The following is a 17198-nucleotide window of genomic DNA, read 5'->3' as shown; positions in this document are numbered from 1 at the left end:
ATGAAAGAACCCGAGATCATCAACGCCGCCGAACTCCCCGTTAAGCGCAGCCAGCGCCTGAAACAGGGCGAAAAACTCCGCGATGCCGACAAAGTGGAAAAGATCCCGGTCAAGGTGATCGCCTCCGACGGCCCCCAGCGCAAGCCCGACTGGATCCGCGTGCGCCTGGAAGTGAACCCCGAAGTGGACCGGATCAAGAAGATCCTGCGCAAGAACAAACTGGCATCGGTGTGTGAAGAGGCCAATTGCCCGAACCTGGGTGAATGTTTCTCGGGCGGCACCGCCACCTTCATGATCATGGGTGAAATCTGCACCCGCCGTTGCCCCTTCTGCGATGTGGGCCATGGCAAGCCCAATCCTCTGGACCCGGGCGAACCCAAGCATCTGGCCGATGCCATTGCGGAGATGCGCCTGAAATACGTGGTGATCACCTCGGTCGACCGCGACGATCTGCGCGACGGCGGTGCCCAGCATTTTGCCGACTGTATCCGCGAATCGCGCGCCATGTCGCCCAATCTTCAGGTGGAAGTGCTGGTACCCGATTTCCGTGGTCGCATGGATATCGCCCTGGACATTCTCGAAGCCGAGGCACCTGACGTATTCAACCACAATCTGGAAACCGTACCGCGCCTGTATCGCCAGGCCCGTCCGGGCGCCAACTACGCCTGGTCGCTCAAGCTGCTGAAAGAATACAAGGCGCGCCGGCCGGATGTACTCACCAAATCCGGTCTGATGGTGGGGTTGGGTGAAACCAAGGAAGAAATCATCGAGGTGATGCGTAATCTGCGCGAGCACGACGTGGATATGCTCACCATTGGCCAATATCTGCAGCCATCAAAGGATCACCTGCCGGTGGACCGTTACGTGCATCCAGATGAGTTTGACGAGTACACCCGTCTGGCGGAGGACATGGGCTTCAAGCACGCGGCCTGCGGCCCGCTGGTAAGGTCTTCCTACCACGCCGACAAGCAGGCCCATGGCGAACAGCTGCCGGCTCGCTGAGCAGCTGCTGTTTACCACCCTGGCGCAAAGCCCGGGTTGGCTCGAACCGCTGGCCTATATTCTCAGCCAGCAACGGGTGCTCGAGGGGCACCCGTTACCGCTCCCCACACTGATTAACCGATTACAGGCTGAAATCGTCGGGCCTTCGGGGGCGTCAACAACGTTGGCGCTGCACCCGGAGGGCTACATTGCCGGTTGTGTCAGCCTGGGTCCGTTGCATGAGCGACCCGGCGCCGGGCTCTGGTTAAGTAATCTGTGGGTTGCTCCCGCACTCCGGCGGCAAGGCTTGGGGCGCCATCTCTGCCAGCGTCAGGTCCAGGCTGCAAAGCGGCAGGGGGCAGCCTGTTTACAGCTCTACACGCAGGACCAGTCCGCCTTTTATGCCGCCCTGGGTTGGCAGCCGGCGCGTCAGGCGATCATTGGTGGACGCCCCTGCACGGTGATGAGTCTGCCGCTGGGTGACCAGTCGGCCTAATCGGTTCACACCAAAGTACCGTTTATCTGCACTCTAGCTTGCCTGTCTAAGTCATTGGAATTAAACAGCTTTTGCCGCCTCATTGGTGCTAAGCTTATTCCGGCACCCGGCGCTTCTGATAAAAGTCTATAACTAAACCAATGCCGGGGTGGCGGACACACAGTCCGCAAGTGTGAGGGAGCTAAGTGTAGATGTCTGGCAATGCGCTGCACGGGCAGCAAAGTCGTTATTTGCTTCAGCATGCCGAAGATCCGGTGGATTGGCAGTGCTGGGGCCCGGAGGCGCTGGCGGCGGCGCGCGCGGCAAACAAGCCTATTTTGTTGTCGGTGGGTTATTCGGCCTGTCATTGGTGCCAGCAAATGCAGGCGGAATCCTTTTCAGATCCGGCCATTGCCAGCCTGATGAACGCCACGTTTGTCAGTATTAAAGTGGATCGCGAAGAGCGCCCCGATCTGGATGACGTTTATCAAACCGCACATCAATTACTTAATGGCCAATCGGGTGGTTGGCCGCTGACGGCGTTTCTGTGTCCAAAAACGCTCATGCCGTTTGTGATTGGCACCTATTTCCCGCGCCTGCCCAGCCACGGTCGCATCCCCTTTAAAGATCTGTTGATCCGGGTCGACGAATTTTACCGCAAGCAACACAAGGAGTTTCAGAATCTGCGCGATCAGATGGCGCGCAGCTTCAAGGTATTGAATGAAATTCCCTCAGCCGACGTGCCCGAGCTGGCAGACCTTTACCTGTTGCACGAGGCCAGCCGCCGCCTGCTTGAATCAGCCGATCGGGAGCATGGCGGATTTAAGGGCGCACCCAAATTTGCCATGCCCTACGCGCTCTGGCGGTTATTGGAAACCGTGTCAGAAGGCGGTGAACTCGCTGAGGCGGCGTCCGACCATCTGAAGCTGACGCTGGATCGCCTCGGTGGGTCTGCCATTCACGACGGTGTAGACGGCGGGTTTTTCCGCTACACCACGGACGAAGCCTGGCGCGAACCCCATTTCGAAAAAATGTTGTTCGATAATGCAGCTTTGATCGGCTTGTACGCCGCCGCGGGGACGATTCTGCATGAGCCATTGTACGGCTTTGTAGCACAGCACACCCTCACCTGGGTGCGTCGTGCCCTGTCGGTAGAAGGCGGCTTTGCCGCCAGCCTCGATGCCACCACCGGCGACGGCGACGGCACCACCTACATGTTCAGCCGTCAGGAAATCCGCAAGGCAGTGAACCCTGACGAATACAAATTTCTGGATGCGTTATACGGTTTGGAACGCATCAGTCGTGACCGTTTTCTATTGCATTGTGTTCGCTCGCCGGTAGAGGCCGCGGTCCGGCTCGGAATCGATATTCCGACGTCGCAACAGTTGTACGAATCAGCCATCGAAAAACTGCGTTTGTTGCGCTATGAAAAACCGCTGCCTGCGCGGGATGAGAAAGTCCTGTGCGGCTGGAATGCATTATTGGTGAAGTCCCTTGCGCAGTTGACGCGTTATTCCGGCGACACAGTGCCGGTCCGCTATGCGCAGCAGTTGGTGGATAAACTGGTGGCGCGGAACTGGTACAACAAGCGGTTGTTTAGCATCGTGTATAAAAACGGCGATCGCCTCCCGGCATTTCTGGATGACTACAGCTATTTATTGCTGGCGTTGTTGGATCTGCTGCGCGTGAGTTGGCGCGACAGCGATTACGAGCTGGCCCGCCATCTGGCGGAAGGGTTGATCAACCATTTTGAAGACCCGGAGGCGGGTGGTTTTTTCATGGTGGCCAATGATCAGGACGATATACCCTTCAAGCCCAAACCGTTTGCCGACACGATGACCCCGGCGGGCAATGGCGTGGCGGCGCTGGCGTTGTTGCGCTTTGGCCACCTGAGCGCTGAACCCCGTTACGTTGACGCCGCACGCCGTTGCATTGATGTGGCCATGCCCCTGTTGCGCCGTCAGCCGGAGGCGCATTACACATTATTGCAGGCCATGCGAGAGTTGTTGTTACCCAAGCCCGTTGTGCTGCTGTTGGGCGATGATCCCATGCAGCACTGGCAATCCTCTGTTCTGACGCGTTTTCGCGATCAGGTTGCCTGTTACCGGATTCCCTCTGGCTCAGAACTGCATCCACCTGAGGTGATGATTATGGATAATAATTCCGCCAAGATCTGTCGCGCAGAATTGTGTGAGGAAGACATACACGAATTAACGGCGTTAATGGCGCAATTGGAACAAATATTGACCCCGGAATCAGCAGAGGTTGCCAGCGCATGAGCACACAAATGAACCGTCTGCTTCTCGCGTTTGAGCGTATCTTGCGCGAAGCCAATCGCGAAGCCATCAATCCCATTCTGGATGAATTGACGGTAGATGATCTGAAACCCGTTGCCAATCTGGTGGCGCGGGCGCGGGCCGACTACCTTAAGCACCTGCATGAGCTGGCCAAACAGTACGAGTCAAAGGATGGATTACCGGACGAAGCCGAGATGAAAGTGCTGGCCACAAAACGCCAGCGATTTATCGATTTGGTGGAGGGCTCCAAATCGGTGGAAACGGCAATTCAGCGTGGCTATCTCGATGTGAAGGGCGGTTGAGCCAACGCTCACTTTCGCTCGTCAACCGAAGCGTTGTAATCGATCAGTCGCTCGGGCACATCGGTAAAAACCCCGTCGACGCCCAGTTCGCTCAGCCAGGCCCAATCCTCCGGGTGGTTGACTGTGTAGACAAATACTTTCAGCCCGGCCCGTTTTGCTGCCTGTACCAGGTCCCGGTTAATAAAGCTCAATGATGGATTGAATGCCCAGGCCTTCAGGCTTTCGCACAAGTCTTTGACCCTGAGTGGGATGCCTTCCACCAACACCGCTCGCCGGACCTCGGGCAAACGCTCCATGCAGTAGAGCAATTGCACGTGATCAAAACTGGAAATCAGGAAGTCCTCATAGCTGGCCTGGCCTAGTTGCACCTGTTGTTTGATCCAACGGCACAGCGGGCTTGCGGTCTCGGGGCCTTTGATTTCAACGTTCAACAAACAGCGACCGCGTGTGAGGGCATGAACCTGGGGCAGAGTGGGTAAGGGTTCGCCGTTGTTCAGGCGCAGGGCTGCCAGTTCGTCGGCCGTCAGTTGCTCGATCAAGCCAGAGCCCGCGATGGTGCGCCCAAGCCTGCGGTCGTGGGTCACCCAGATCTGATCCTGCAGTGCCCATACGTCGATTTCCACTGCATCGACGCCCAGTGCAACGGCATCCCGGATAGACGCTAAGCTGTTTTCCGGACCGGATTTTCCCCCTCGGTGGGCAATGTTGAACAACGGGTTGGGCATGAAACCACTCCTTTTCGGGTCAGTATGGCATTGTCCCGAACGCTTGCCCAGTCATGGGATTCACGCCTGAAAAAGCCGTGGGCGAACAAAAAATAACCAGGTCGGGGCTGCAATGGCGGCCTGAACTGATTAGAATGTGCGCCCTTTTGATACATGCCGGTAATCGTCACCATGAGTGCAAAACAACCCACAGTAGGCTTCGTCTCCCTCGGCTGCCCCAAGGCGCTGGTGGATTCCGAGCGCATCCTGACCAAATTGCGCCTGGACGGCTATCAGGTGTCGCCCGATTACAGTGGCGCCGATCTGGTGGTGGTGAATACTTGTGGCTTTATCGATTCCGCCAAGCAGGAATCCATGGATGCCATCAAGGAAGCCATGGCCGAAAATGGCAAGGTGATCGTTACCGGCTGCATGGGTAAGGGCAGTGATGCCGAGGCCATCAAGGCCGCCAATCCCGGCGTGCTGTCGGTGAGCGGACCGGCTGATTACGACACGGTAATGGATACGGTGCACAAATACATCCCGCCGCAGGATATGAATCCGCACCGCCACGAGCTGGTGCCGCCGGCGGGTATTAAGCTTACCCCCGGCCATTACGCCTACCTGAAAATTTCCGAAGGCTGTAATCACCGCTGCAGCTTCTGCATTATCCCCGCCATGCGCGGTGACCTGGTGAGCCGACCCATCAATGATGTAGTGCAGGAAGCCCACGATCTGGTGAGCCAGGGCGTGCAGGAATTGCTGGTCATTTCCCAGGACACCAGTGCCTACGGCGTGGATGTGAAGTTCAAACTGGATCTCGCCAGCGGCGCCGAAACCCGCATGCAGGATCTCGCGGTGGCCTTGGGCGAAATGGGTGTATGGGTGCGCCTGCACTATGTGTACCCCTATCCGCACGTGGATAAAGTCATTCCGCTCATGGCCGAAGGCAAAATCCTGCCTTACCTGGACATTCCCTTCCAGCACGCCAGCCCGCGTATCCTGAAGCTCATGAAGCGCCCGGCGCATAGCGAAAAAGTATTGGAGCGCATTAAAAAGTGGCGCGAGATCTGCCCCGATCTCACCATCCGCTCCACTTTCATCGTGGGTTTCCCCGGCGAAACCGAAGAGGATTTCCAGATGCTGTTGGACTTCCTGGAACAAGCGCAGCTGGATCGCGTGGGCTGCTTCAAATACTCTCCAGTAGATGGCGCCACCGCCAACGAACTACCGGATCATGTACCGGAAGACGTACAACAAGACCGTTGGGAACGCTTCATGGAAACCCAGCAACGCATCAGCACGGCGCGCTTGCAGCAGAAAATTGGCCGCGTGTTACCGGTGATCATCGACGAAGTGGATGAAGAGGGTGCGATAGGCCGCACCCAGGGCGACGCGCCGGAAATTGATGGCGCGGTGTATCTCAACGACGAGTTCGATGTGGAGCCGGGCGATATTGTGCTGGTGGAAATTGAGCACGCCGATGAGTATGACTTGTGGGGCAGTGTGGTGGAGTTGGCCTGATAAAAATCGGGGTCAGATACATTTTTCCGGATGACGAAGGTTCAAAGCGAACCTCTCTTTAACGGAAATATGTATCTGACCCCAATTTTTTCTGTGCAATAAAAAAGGCAGCTTTCGCTGCCTTTTTTGTTCAACTGCATTGCCCGTTCACTTTGCCTTAGTACCGGGCATGATTTCAAAGCCCAGTTCAAACGGCTTCAGGCCTGCCATCAGCTCGTTCAGGGCGCTCATGTCGCCGTCGGCTTTGGCATTGCCGGCATTGACCTGATCCAACAGAGTGGCTTTATTCATCATCACGGTTTCCAGGTGTTTGCGATCGATGGTGATGGTGAGATCTGCCTCGGCATCGGTGAAGCCTTCAACCGCCGTAAGCGCGGCATTGGACAGCTCAACCACAAATTTTTCGTTCTGGTCCGGAATGACCAGGTTGAACACCAGGTGCTTACCGTCCATCTGGTCTGCATTCATCAGGATGCCGATGTAGTCCAGCCACATTTCTGTGGTCATGGCGCGGATAATGTCCGGGCCACTGCTTTTGGGGCTGGCGCCTGACGGGATACCGGAGCGCAGTTCCAGTGCCGCCGCCAGGAACGAGTTGCGTACACTCGGGCTTTCCTGCTGGTAGCCGATTTGTTCAAAAATATCCGCCAGCAAATCTTTGGCGTTCTGGTTGGCAGGCTCGGCGTACACGAGCTTATTGACGATTTCCTGCGCCAACCGGTACTTGCCTTCATTGAACAAGGATTGCCCCTTGTTGAGAATGGCCTGGCTGCCGCCCATCATTTCCACGTACAGCGGCGCGGAATCCTCTGGGGAGAGAGGAATCAGGGTGGCGGGGTTGGCATCCCAGTACCCCAGGTAGCGATTGATCACGGCGCGCGAGTTGTGTTCAAACGAGCCGTGGTAGCCGCGCGCATACCACTGGTCCTGCTGGCTTTGTGGGACCTTATAGGCATTGTGCATCTGGTTGATGGTTACGCCCTGGTTGGCCAGGTGCAGTACCTGGTTGTTCAGGTGGGCGTACATGTCCCGCTGCCCGCGCATCACTTCCTGGATACGTTCATTGCCCCAACGCGGCCAGGAATGCGAGGCAAACATGACCTCGGCCTCTTTGCCGAACAGGAACAGCGCTTGGTTGATGTATTTCGACCAGGCCAGCGCATCGCGCACCAGCGCACCGCGCAAGGTGTAAATGTTGTGGATGGTGCCGGTAATGTTCTCCGCCGCCCAGAAGGCTTTTTTATCGGGGAACCAGGTGTTCATTTCAGACGGTGCTTCGGTTCCGGGCGTATTCTGGAACACCATCCGCACGCCATCCACGGTCATTTCTTCAATATCGTCCGCGATGGTCACATTGGGCGCAATCAGCCCCAGGTTGCCGGCGGCCGTATTTTTGCCGATGGATTGATCCACATGGCCGTATGGGCCGGCAGGCATCAGTACGCCGTATTGGTAGAACATGCGCCGGTTCATGGCGTTACCGGCGTGGATATTTTCCGCCACCGCATGGTGCATGAACCCTTCCGGGGCGATGATTTTTACTTTACCCGACTGTACATCGGCTTCATCCACCACGCCGCGCACGCCGCCGAAATGGTCAGCGTGTGAATGCGAGTAAACCACGGCCACCACCGGGCGCTCGCCCAGATGCTTGTTCACCAGCGCCAGTGCGGCCCGGGCAGTTTCAGCAGCGGTGAGCGGATCAAACACAATCCAGCCGGTGTCGCCTTTGACGAAGCTGATATTGGCCAGATCGAAGCCGCGCACCTGATAAATGCCTTCGCTCACTTCGTACAGGCCATAGTTCATATTGAGCACGGCCTGGCGTTGCAGCGATGGGTGAATGGAGTCGAAATCTTTGCCTTCCAGCAGAAACTGGTATTTGCCCATATCCCAGGCCACGTGGCCGGCATCGGCCATGATCTGGTCGTAGTCGGGGCGCGCAATGAAGCCTTTGGTCTGCTCGTCGAAATCGCGCTTGTCTGCTAATGGCAGCGTTTTACGCAGTTCGGCCTGTTTGGCGCGGGTGAATTCGGAAGGTGCCTTGCCCTTGGGGTGGTAGTGGTCGGGCGTGGTGACCGCATTACTGGCTACGGGCGCTTGGGACTCGGTGTCTGGGGCGGGGCTACAGCCTAAGGTAATGGCAGCGGCAATAGCGAGTAAGGGATAACGCATGGGCAACTCCTTGTTATAAAAGAGTTAATACTACGCTATCTGGCTGCTGGATTTGTTTTTTGGCGTGAAATGTTAAAAAGGCCGGGGTTGCCGGCCTTTTGAGGGGTAATTTATACGAAGTAGTCTTTCAGCGGCGGGAAGCCATTGAATTCCACCGCCGAATAACTTGTGGTGTAGGCACCGGTGGACACCCAGTAGAGGCGGTCGCCGATGGCCAGGTTCAGTGGCAGCGGGTACATGTTGTTTTCGTACATGATATCCGCACTGTCACAGGTGGGGCCTGCCACCACGCACTCTTCCAGTTCGCCGCCTTTTTCTGAGTAAATGGGATACTTGATGGATTCATCCATGGTTTCGATCAGGCCACTGAACTTGCCCACGTCCACAAACACCCAGCGGTTGAGTGAGGTATGGGATTTTTTCGAGATCAGCACCACTTCGCTCACCAGAATGCCGGCATTGGCCACCAGCGAACGACCTGGCTCGAGAATAATCTCGGGCATGTCTTCACCGAAATCCTCTTCCAGGAAGCGGGTAATTTCTTCGGCGTAGGTAGTCAGGCTGTTGGCCTTGGTGATGTAGTTGGCCGGGAAGCCGCCACCCATGTTGATCATCTTCAGGGTGATGTCGTCTTCTTCCTTCAGACGTTCGAAAATGACCTTGGCTTTGGCAATGGCCGCATCCCACACGCCGATGTCGCGCTGCTGGGAACCCACGTGGAAGGAAATGCCGTAGGGCTCCAGGCCCAGGTCGCGCGCCATTACCATCAGGTCCATGGCCATGTCGGTCTGGCAGCCGAACTTGCGCGACAGCGGCCAGTCGGCGGTTTGCGAGCCTTCGGTCAGGATGCGTACATAAACCTTGGCGCCGGGGGCCGCTTTGGCAATGTTGCGCAGATCGGCTTCGGAATCGGTGGCAAACAGGCGCACGCCTTTCTCGTAGAAGTAGCGGATGTCCTTGCTCTTTTTAATGGTGTTGCCAAAGCTGATGCGCTCGGGCCCCACACCGTGCTTCATAACCTTGTCCAGCTCGTAAATAGAGGCAATATCAAAGTTAGAGCCTTTGTCCTTCAGCAACGCGATCATTTCATCGGCGGGGTTGGCTTTTACCGCGTAGTAGATCTTGGCGATGGGGAAGCCGGCCACCAGGTCGTCGTAGTGCTCGCCGACGGTCTTCTTGTCTACCACCACGAAGGGGGTTTCTTTGGTGTCGGCCAGATCCTTGATGCGCTTGAAGGCTTCGGGCGAAAAGTAATCGTTGATATCGACTTTGTATTGCATGCCTGGGGTTGCTCCTGAATGCTTGCTTTAAGAGTAGGGTAGCAACGCCTTATCCGTTTCCTCACTTGGGTGGGTGCCTGAGTGGAGCGTGTCAGCTTGGACGTTTTGAGCTGCGAAAATTAAGACCTATTGCCCTGAGGGTCAAGGAAAAAGTGGTATCTTGTGGCCTCTATCTAAAAAACCCGATTCAACTAAAATAATACTTCGGTTTTAATCGTGCCAAGTCGGGCAGGGCGCTGGCCACCGGTTTAGGAGAATCTTTTGGAATTAACGCAGTTATTGGATATAACCCCCTTCGATTGGGCGTCCGTGGGTACGGCACTGTTGTGTGGCACTGTTGTGGGGCTGGAGCGGCAGTTACGGGGCAAGCCCGTGGGTATCCGGACCGCCACCCTGATTATTTTTGGCACCTATGTGTTTATCGCCGCCTCCATGAGCGTGGCCTCCACCATGACCGACCCGTCCCGGATTATCGGTCAGGTCATTACCGGCATTGGTTTCCTGGGTGCGGGCGTGATGCTGGCTCGCAAAGGTGTGGTCATTGGTGTGACTTCGGCCGCCGCAATCTGGGTACTGGCCTCCCTCGGCGTTTGTATTGCGATCGGCAAGCTGCTGATCGCCATCAAGTTCTCTGTCATTGTGGTGTTTGTACTGGCGGGTGTGGATCTGTTGGAAGACTACTCCTCGGCGTTTTCCAGAGGCGTCTACCAAAAAGTCAAAGGTCTGATCAGCAGCGACAGCAAAGATGATTAATGTGCATCCCGTCTTGATCAGTATCGGGCTGTTATTGCTCAGTAATGTGTTTATGACCTTTGCCTGGTACGCGCACCTGAAATCACTGAATCACAAGCCGTGGATAATTGCCGCCTTGGTAAGTTGGGGTATCGCTCTGTTTGAGTATCTGCTGCAGGTGCCCGCCAACCGCATTGGCTATACCGTATTAAACGTCGGGCAGCTGAAAATCCTGCAGGAAGTGATTACCTTGACGGTGTTTGTGCCCTTTGCCCTGTATTATATGAAGGAGCCGCTCAAGCTGGATTTTCTCTGGGCGGGTCTGTGTCTGGTGGGGGCGGTGTATTTTGTGTTTCGCAGTAAGCTCTAATCGGCGGCCCACCAGGATTGCCAATCCAGCGCGAGCGCGGTGAATCGGTTGGATTCCGGGGTGAATAATTCCAGGCTGGCGTTATTATTTTCAGGGCCAGCAATACTCAAAGTAAACTCGGGCAAGTCCGGGTAATTGATCCGGCCGCTCAGGCCGGGGATTCCAATAGGGTGAGTGTCAGAAAATACCTGTTGACTCAGGAGTTGGGTGCCGAGGGTTTTGGTGCTCGCTTTGACCACCGATTCGCATTGAGTCCAGCGCAGAAAAAACGCCTCTACTAAATTGTGATTGTGTTGTTCAACCCATTCTTTACCAAAGCTATAGCGGGCCAATTGCGCCAGGTTTTTACGGGGTCGGTTGAGTTCGATGTCGATGCCGAGGCGAGCGCAGGTGTGGTCAATGCTGGCGATTGCTATCAATGCCCAACCCTGGCTGTGACTGATACTGGTGACAAGCGAAGGCTGGTGTTTCAATCGCGGCGCAGATGCCGGCGGTTGAATCCATTCTGCCGATGACAGCTCTATACCCAGGTCCGTTGCGTACCGATTGACGGCAATGCGCAGGAGTTTGTGGCCGGCAATATACTCGGCGCGTCGCTTGGGGTGGCTGATCTGGTCGAGTCGTCGCCACTCGTCTGCACAAAAAAACGGACTTGCGGGCTTGTCAGATAAGGGCGCGACAATCGGTGCCAGAATCAGCCTGAGCATGCTATTTCAGTTTCACTACCTTGCCGCGCAAGGCGACACCGGCAACCATGGCGCCGGCATGGCACTCATATTTTTCGGCATCGCTGTACACGTTTTTCTTGTAATAGCTTTCAATGCCCACCACCGCATCGGCGCCTTCTTTCACGGCGCGGTTAAACAGCTCAATCAGTGCCGACTGCATGGCCCAGTCGCAGGCGGTTGCATCTGACTTGCCAAATGCATTGGTCTTTTTATTGGTGGTAAATGTGCCGAAGTCCTTGGCGACGCCGGGATGGGCCTGGTCTGCGAAGAAAAATTTTACACCTCCGTCGATCTTGCCGCTGGCTTGCGCGGCCCCTAACGCCTTTTCGATGGGCAGAAAATGGGTGGTATCGCGGGCTTGGGTGCTGAAACTGGTCGCCAGTGCAATTGCGGTGGCTGCCACCAAACAAAGCGTCTTCATCCTTTGTGTCCTCTCAGATAGGGAGCACACAGTGTAATTGTGACTGGCTGGACAGCCAAGGCCGGGGATAAAGCTTTGCCAAGCGACGCGCAAGCTTTAAAATGCCCGGTTCTTAAATTTCTGGTTGGTACGCTAGAACCGGTTTCAATCGAGTGGTCACAGAGCCACCGGGATAATAAGCGATGAACAGTGTAGCCCGGGTTGCGGTCAGGCGGTGGAACGCCTGGCTGCCCGGCATTCAAGGACAGGCGGCATGTGCTCAATGGGCGGCAGGCGAGCGTGCGCCCGCTGAGTCCGATCAGCCCGATGTTGCCGCCGTGCCTGCCATGCTGAGACGTCGTCTTGGCCCCCTTGGTAAGCCGGTGGCCGCTGTGGCATGGGACATGTTAGAGCCCGGTGATCACCAGTCTCTGGTCTTTGCCTCACGCCACGGCGACCAGGCCAAAACGCTCCAGTTATTGTCCGAAATAGGTGCAGGCAGCCCGCTTTCCCCAGCGGCGTTCAGTATGTCCGTACACAACGCGACGGCGGGTTTGCTGTCCATCGCGAAAAAGGCGACCGGTCCTCACACAGCCTTGTCGGCGAATTCCCGCCTGTTATCAGCCGCCGTCATTGAAGCCTATGGCCAGCTGATGTCCGGTGCACGTGCCGTAGTGTGTGTTCTCTACGACCTGCCGTTGCCAGCGGATTACTCGTATCACGATAATCAGAGTTGTGCCTACGCAGTGGCGTTGGAATTAACGCTGGAGGAAGGCCGGCCGCTCACCTTGGCGGCATGCCCTTCAGCCGATCTATACATGCAGGAGCCAGAGGTCATTGCGTGGTTGCGTTGGTGGTCAGCGGGCGCTGAGCGTGCGCTGGCGCTGAAGGATGGCGCCGGAGGTTGGTTATGGCAAAGCTGATAGTGCGCCTCAACTGGTTATGGCGCCTGTTTGCAACCGGGCTGGCCTTCACCGTCTTTGGCGTGGGGGGTATGTTGCTGCCTCTGTATGCGCTTCCGATACTGCTGTTGACGCCAGCGGGGGTTGCCCGCGAGCGCAGGGCTCGCTGGTTGGTCCATGTGAACTTCAAGGCGTTCATGCATATGATGCAGGGCCTTGGCATAATGCGATTCGACGCCAGACATCTGGATGACTTGCGCAGACCCGGTCAGTTGATTCTGGCCAATCACCCGTCGCTGATTGACGTTGTGTTCCTGATCAGTGTATTGCCTCAGGCAGATTGCGTTGTGAAGGCCAATCTGTTGAAAAACCCTACTATGCGTGGGGTCATTGGTCTGGCTGGTTATATCGCCAATAACGATCCCGAGCAGGTATTGGAGGCCGCCCGGGCATCCCTGCGTCGAGGTAATAGCCTGATTATTTTCCCGGAGGGCACGCGCACTGTGCCCGGCAAACCTATCCGGATGCAGCGCGGGGCCGCCAATGTAGCGCTTCGTTTGGGGCAACCTATCCGGCCGGTATTGATTACTGTAGAACCGGATACGCTCACCAAGCACCGTCCCTGGTATCAGATTCCGGCCGACGGTCCCTTCACTATGCGCTTGACTGCGATGCCGGAGTTACCGGTTTCATCCGTCTATGAACACATGCCGCCGGCTTTGGCGGCGAGAAAACTGACCCGATCATTGGAAGATTATTTTACCGAGGAGCTAAGAACCCATGGCGTCGCTGGAACTTGAGTTGAAACAACTCATTATCGATACACTCGATCTCGAAGACATCACCCCGGACGACATAGTGTCCGACGAACCCTTGTTTGTTGAAGGCCTGGGGCTGGATTCGATCGACGCGCTGGAGTTGGGGCTTGCACTGCAAAAGCAGTACGGCGTGAAGCTGGACGCCGATTCGGAAGAAACCCGCGCGCACTTTGCCTCGGTAAACGCACTGGTTGCCTTCGTGTCGGGGGCAAAATAATGCAGACCAAAGAGCAGGTATTTGGATCCATTCGCACCATTCTCGTGGATATGTTTGAGCTGGACGCCGACGCGATCGTGCTGGATGCGCACCTTTACGACGACCTGGATATCGATTCCATTGATGCCGTGGATATGGTGGTAGAGCTGAAAAAAATGACCGGCAAAGCCATTCAGCCAGATGATTTTAAGGCTGTACGCACCGTGTCTGACGTCGTGGATGTGGTTCACCAACTGGTGAACTGAATCCATGGCGCGGCTGGCCACTGCGGGATTTGCGCTGCTGACTGTCGCATACCCTTTCGCAATCTACTTCGGTTCGCAACTCACCTCGCCACGCTATCTGGTGCTGGCGTTAGTGTGTATCGCGGGCTTGCGGTTGTTCGGCTGGCAATTGGCGAATGGTTGGGCTCGAGTGGTTTGGGGGCTGGCTATTCTGGTACTCGCAACCTTGTCATGGGTGTTGGACTCCGATCTGGGGTTGCTCCTATATCCGGTATTGGTAAATGCCAGTTTGTTTGCCCTGTTCTTTACCAGTTTATTTTCCGCTCAGTCTCTGGTGGAAAAACTGGCGCGCATTCAGCAGCCCGATCTGCCTCTGGAAGCGGTGCGATATACCCGCATCGTTACCCAGGTCTGGTGTGGCTTTTTTATCTTTAACGGCAGTATCGCCCTTTACACCGCACTTTGGGCCGACAGGGCGACCTGGCTTTTGTATAACGGGCTGGTGGCGTATGGGTTGATGGCGTTGATTGCAGGCATTGAATGGTTGGTGCGCCGTCGGGTGCAGGCTCGCATTGCCGGAGCCGGGCGGTTATGAGTGTTCAGTTGCTAATGGAGCGTTTAACGGCGGAGCCATCCCGTGTGATCGCTTTGTCCGATGCCGATGTGGCCGTGTCTGCGGCAGACTTGTTGCGCCAAGTGGCGGCTATTCGCACCACCCTGCCAGACCTTGGTGGCCGGTGGGCGCTGTTTTTTGAAGACAGCATTGCCTGTCTTGCGCATGTGTTGGCGGTATGGGAAGCGGGCGGGCAACCTTGTCTGGCACCCAATAATTTGCCCGCAACCTGCGCTGCGATGAGTCACAGGGTCGATGGTTTTCTCGGTGATTTTCCGGTCGGCACCCAGGCTTCGGCCAATGCGGACTCGCAGAGATCGAAAGTGGCAACCGGGACCGAACCGGCCATTTCGTTTTTTACCTCGGGTTCCAGCGGCGCGCCGCAATGTGTTGAAAAAAACGCTCGCCAGTTGTTTAACGAAGTGGAAACACTTGAGCGCTGTTTTGGTGAGCGCCTGGGTGATTCGCTGGTAGTGTCGTCGGTTTCGCATCAGCATATTTACGGTTTTCTGTTCCGTTTGCTGTGGCCGGTGATGAGAGGGCGGGTGTTTACCGCTGAAAATTTACGTTATACCGAAACGCTTACGCACTACCCGGCAAAGCAATTGATATGGGTAACCAGTCCCACGCACCTGACCCGTTTGCCGCCCACTGTTAACGAGCCTCGAGTTGCCACTATTTTCAGTTCTGGTGCGCCATTGCCTGAATCGGCCAGTTGCCAGGCAGCCAGTCAGTTTGATGCACAGGTGGTAGAGGTGTTTGGCAGTACCGAAACCGGCGGTATTGGCTGGCGCTGCCAGCATCTGGGTGAACGCGCCTGGCGGCCTTTGCCCGGGGTGGCAGTGAGGGCCGATGCGCAGGGCATTCTGCTTATTCAGTCGCCCCATTTGCAGGACCAAAACTGGCATCGCTGCGATGACAGGGCCGAGCTGGTGGGACAGAATTTTTTGCTATTGGGGCGCGTTGACCGGATTGCCAAAGTGGAAGGCAAGCGGGTGTCTCTGGAGCAGCTGGAGCAGGCGCTGCTGGCCCATCATTCGCTGGTGGACGTGCGTATAGAGTCCTATCACCGCCAGGGTCAGGTAGCCGGTCGGGATGAATTGCTGGTTATCGCCGTGCTGAGTGATGCCGGTGTTCGGCGTTTGACAGAAAATCGTCGTGCGTTGATTGCGGAGCTCAAGGCCACGCTGGCGGCGGTGGTTGAGCGACCTTTACTGCCACGCCGTTGGCGCTTTGTAGATCAGCTTCCCCGCAATACCCAGGGCAAGCTGGAACATCACCGGCTGCAGCAGCTGGTGCGGGAATTATTGACGGAGAATTCGTGTGGCTGATAAACCTCTGATGCCTCGCATTGAATTGCAGGATGGTCCTGCATCAGACGTTTGCCGCTTGCGACTGCGCATAGAGGATGATCTTTTCTGGTTTGATGGGCATTTTCCCGATACGCCCATTCTGCCGGGCGTCGTTCAGATGAACTGGGCCAGACAGCTGGGGTTTGCGCTCTGGCCAGAATGCGAATGGATCCGTCGCGCCTCAAACCTCGAGGTGGTGAAATTTCAGCAGGTGGTAAGGCCGGGTGATTCGGTTGAACTGGTGTTAACGCTGGAGCGCGACAGGCAACGCCTTGGTTTTGCCTACAGCGCGGGTGAAAAGCATTATTCCTCCGGACGATTGGTGGTTGTGGCATGAAAGTTTGTGCAGTAATCCCGGTTTACAACCATGCACTGGCGGTGGGCAGAACACTGGCGGAGGTGCGTGCCCATGGCTTGCCGGTGGTGCTGGTGAACGACGGCAGTGATGCCCATTGTACGGAAGTGTTGCGAACGCTTGCAGCCGGGCCGGGTGTGGCTCTGGTGGAACTGTCCGAAAACCTCGGTAAAGGCGGCGCGGTCAAGGCAGGCCTGATGCATGCATTAACGTTGGGCTATAGCCATGCGCTGCAAGTGGATGCCGATGGTCAGCACAATCTGAGTGATGTGCAACGTTTTCTCGACGCGGCAACTGAAAATCCGCAGGCACTGATTTGTGGCGTGCCGGAATATGATTCCTCTATTCCAAAGGCGCGCCTGTATGGGCGCTACCTGACGCATGTGTGGGTGTGGATTAATACGCTCTCTGGGGCATTGAAAGACTCCATGTGTGGTTTTCGTGTCTATCCGCTGGCGGCGGTATGCCAGTTGTTGGAGCAGGAATACACCGGGAACCGCATGGATTTTGATCCTGAGGTACTGGTGCGCTGGTTTTGGCGCGGCGGTGATGTAAAGCAGCTTTCCACTCGCGTGCATTACCCTGAAGACGGCGTATCTCATTTTCTACCGGGTATGGACAATTGGTTGATTTCCTGTATGCATGCCCGGCTGTTTTTCGGCATGTTGTGGCGCTGGCCTCTTTGGTTGCTCGGTTTGCAGAAGCGAGGTCGCGCACTGTGAGCCATTGGTCGGAAAAAAAAGAAGCCG

General features: G+C 56.3%; 20 protein-coding genes. 15 read left to right on the top strand and 5 right to left on the bottom strand.

The genetic code is table 11. The annotated features are described in order from the left end of the window. The 4 genes from lipA (at position 1) to M5M_RS06990 (ending at position 4055) form a co-directional block, all read left to right on the top strand. The gene (gene lipA, locus M5M_RS07005) at positions 1-1002 is read left to right on the top strand and encodes a lipoyl synthase (protein WP_015046783.1); all 1002 of its coding nucleotides are present in this window, start codon (positions 1-3) and stop codon (positions 1000-1002) included. Then, positions 977-1477, top strand: coding sequence for a GNAT family N-acetyltransferase (locus M5M_RS19415; protein WP_015046782.1), 501 nt, complete (start codon positions 977-979; stop codon positions 1475-1477). Before lipA ends, M5M_RS19415 begins: the two co-directional genes overlap by 26 nt. Before the next feature lie 191 nt (positions 1478-1668). Further along, complete coding sequence (locus tag M5M_RS06995) at positions 1669-3735, top strand: thioredoxin domain-containing protein (protein WP_016389284.1); 2067 nt, start codon at positions 1669-1671, stop codon at positions 3733-3735. Between the two features lie 8 nt (positions 3736-3743). Continuing rightward, a complete protein-coding gene (locus M5M_RS06990; protein ID WP_244431063.1) occupies positions 3744-4055 on the top strand; it encodes a hypothetical protein in 312 nt (103 codons plus the stop codon). An 8-nt stretch (positions 4056-4063) separates the two neighbouring features. Here M5M_RS06990 and M5M_RS06985 read toward each other — a convergent pair whose 3' ends face one another. Continuing rightward, on the bottom strand, positions 4064-4780 hold the full coding sequence (locus tag M5M_RS06985; protein WP_015046778.1) for a glycerophosphodiester phosphodiesterase: 717 nt from the start codon (positions 4778-4780) through the stop codon (positions 4064-4066). 171 nt (positions 4781-4951) lie between these two features. Here M5M_RS06985 and rimO point away from each other — a divergent pair, with 171 nt between their 5' ends. Next, positions 4952-6283, top strand: coding sequence for a 30S ribosomal protein S12 methylthiotransferase RimO (gene rimO, locus M5M_RS06980; RefSeq protein WP_015046777.1), 1332 nt, complete (start codon positions 4952-4954; stop codon positions 6281-6283). Positions 6284-6430: 147 nt separating this feature from the next. Here rimO and M5M_RS06975 read toward each other — a convergent pair whose 3' ends face one another. Further along, positions 6431-8458, bottom strand: coding sequence for an alkyl/aryl-sulfatase (locus tag M5M_RS06975; RefSeq protein ID WP_015046776.1), 2028 nt, complete (start codon positions 8456-8458; stop codon positions 6431-6433). A gap of 110 nt (positions 8459-8568) precedes the next feature. Next, positions 8569-9738: a type III PLP-dependent enzyme gene (locus M5M_RS06970; protein WP_015046775.1), complete on the bottom strand. Its 1170-nt coding sequence runs from the start codon at positions 9736-9738 to the stop codon at positions 8569-8571. 261 nt (positions 9739-9999) lie between these two features. Here M5M_RS06970 and M5M_RS06965 point away from each other — a divergent pair, with 261 nt between their 5' ends. After that, positions 10000-10491: an MgtC/SapB family protein gene (locus M5M_RS06965; protein WP_015046774.1), complete on the top strand. Its 492-nt coding sequence runs from the start codon at positions 10000-10002 to the stop codon at positions 10489-10491. Continuing rightward, complete coding sequence (locus M5M_RS06960; protein WP_029879312.1) at positions 10484-10840, top strand: DMT family protein; 357 nt, start codon at positions 10484-10486, stop codon at positions 10838-10840. The genes M5M_RS06965 and M5M_RS06960 overlap by 8 nt, the downstream gene beginning before the upstream one ends. Here the strand turns inward: M5M_RS06960 and M5M_RS06955 are convergent. Then, positions 10837-11547 carry a 4'-phosphopantetheinyl transferase family protein gene (locus M5M_RS06955; protein WP_015046772.1) on the bottom strand — a complete coding sequence of 237 codons (711 nt, stop codon included), beginning with the start codon at positions 11545-11547 and terminating at the stop codon, positions 10837-10839. The two genes, M5M_RS06960 and M5M_RS06955, sit on opposite strands and share 4 nt — an antisense overlap. A 1-nt stretch (position 11548) precedes the next feature. Then, positions 11549-11989: a hypothetical protein gene (locus tag M5M_RS06950; protein WP_015046771.1), complete on the bottom strand. Its 441-nt coding sequence runs from the start codon at positions 11987-11989 to the stop codon at positions 11549-11551. A 182-nt stretch (positions 11990-12171) separates the two neighbouring features. On the opposite strand from M5M_RS06950, the gene M5M_RS06945 reads away from it, so the two are divergent. Genes M5M_RS06945 through M5M_RS06910 form a run of 8 tightly spaced genes read left to right on the top strand, consistent with a single transcriptional unit; the run spans position 12172 to position 17171 of the window. Next, positions 12172-12891, top strand: coding sequence for a beta-ketoacyl synthase chain length factor (locus M5M_RS06945; protein WP_015046770.1), 720 nt, complete (start codon positions 12172-12174; stop codon positions 12889-12891). Beyond that, on the top strand, positions 12879-13670 hold the full coding sequence (locus M5M_RS06940) for a lysophospholipid acyltransferase family protein (RefSeq protein WP_015046769.1): 792 nt from the start codon (positions 12879-12881) through the stop codon (positions 13668-13670). The genes M5M_RS06945 and M5M_RS06940 overlap by 13 nt, the downstream gene beginning before the upstream one ends. Next, positions 13651-13905: a phosphopantetheine-binding protein gene (locus M5M_RS06935; protein ID WP_015046768.1), complete on the top strand. Its 255-nt coding sequence runs from the start codon at positions 13651-13653 to the stop codon at positions 13903-13905. Before M5M_RS06940 ends, M5M_RS06935 begins: the two co-directional genes overlap by 20 nt. Continuing rightward, positions 13905-14150, top strand: coding sequence for an acyl carrier protein (locus M5M_RS06930; protein WP_015046767.1), 246 nt, complete (start codon positions 13905-13907; stop codon positions 14148-14150). The genes M5M_RS06935 and M5M_RS06930 overlap by 1 nt, the downstream gene beginning before the upstream one ends. A gap of 4 nt (positions 14151-14154) precedes the next feature. After that, positions 14155-14724, top strand: coding sequence for a COG4648 family protein (locus M5M_RS06925; protein ID WP_015046766.1), 570 nt, complete (start codon positions 14155-14157; stop codon positions 14722-14724). Next, positions 14721-16073, top strand: a complete 1353-nt coding sequence (locus tag M5M_RS06920) for an AMP-binding protein (RefSeq protein ID WP_015046765.1) — start codon at positions 14721-14723, stop codon at positions 16071-16073. The genes M5M_RS06925 and M5M_RS06920 overlap by 4 nt, the downstream gene beginning before the upstream one ends. After that, positions 16066-16431, top strand: coding sequence for a 3-hydroxyacyl-ACP dehydratase FabZ family protein (locus tag M5M_RS06915; protein WP_015046764.1), 366 nt, complete (start codon positions 16066-16068; stop codon positions 16429-16431). Before M5M_RS06920 ends, M5M_RS06915 begins: the two co-directional genes overlap by 8 nt. Then, positions 16428-17171 (top strand): glycosyltransferase family 2 protein, encoded by a 744-nt coding sequence (locus tag M5M_RS06910; protein ID WP_015046763.1) that lies wholly within the window; start codon positions 16428-16430, stop codon positions 17169-17171. The genes M5M_RS06915 and M5M_RS06910 overlap by 4 nt, the downstream gene beginning before the upstream one ends. The last annotated feature ends 27 nt before the right edge of the window (positions 17172-17198 follow it).

It is taken from the genome of Simiduia agarivorans SA1 = DSM 21679 (assembly GCF_000305785.2).
GTDB lineage: Bacteria > Pseudomonadota > Gammaproteobacteria > Pseudomonadales > Cellvibrionaceae > Simiduia > Simiduia agarivorans.
The sequence above is the reverse complement of the archived record's forward strand: the minus strand, read 5'-3'. Positions and strand labels throughout refer to the sequence as shown.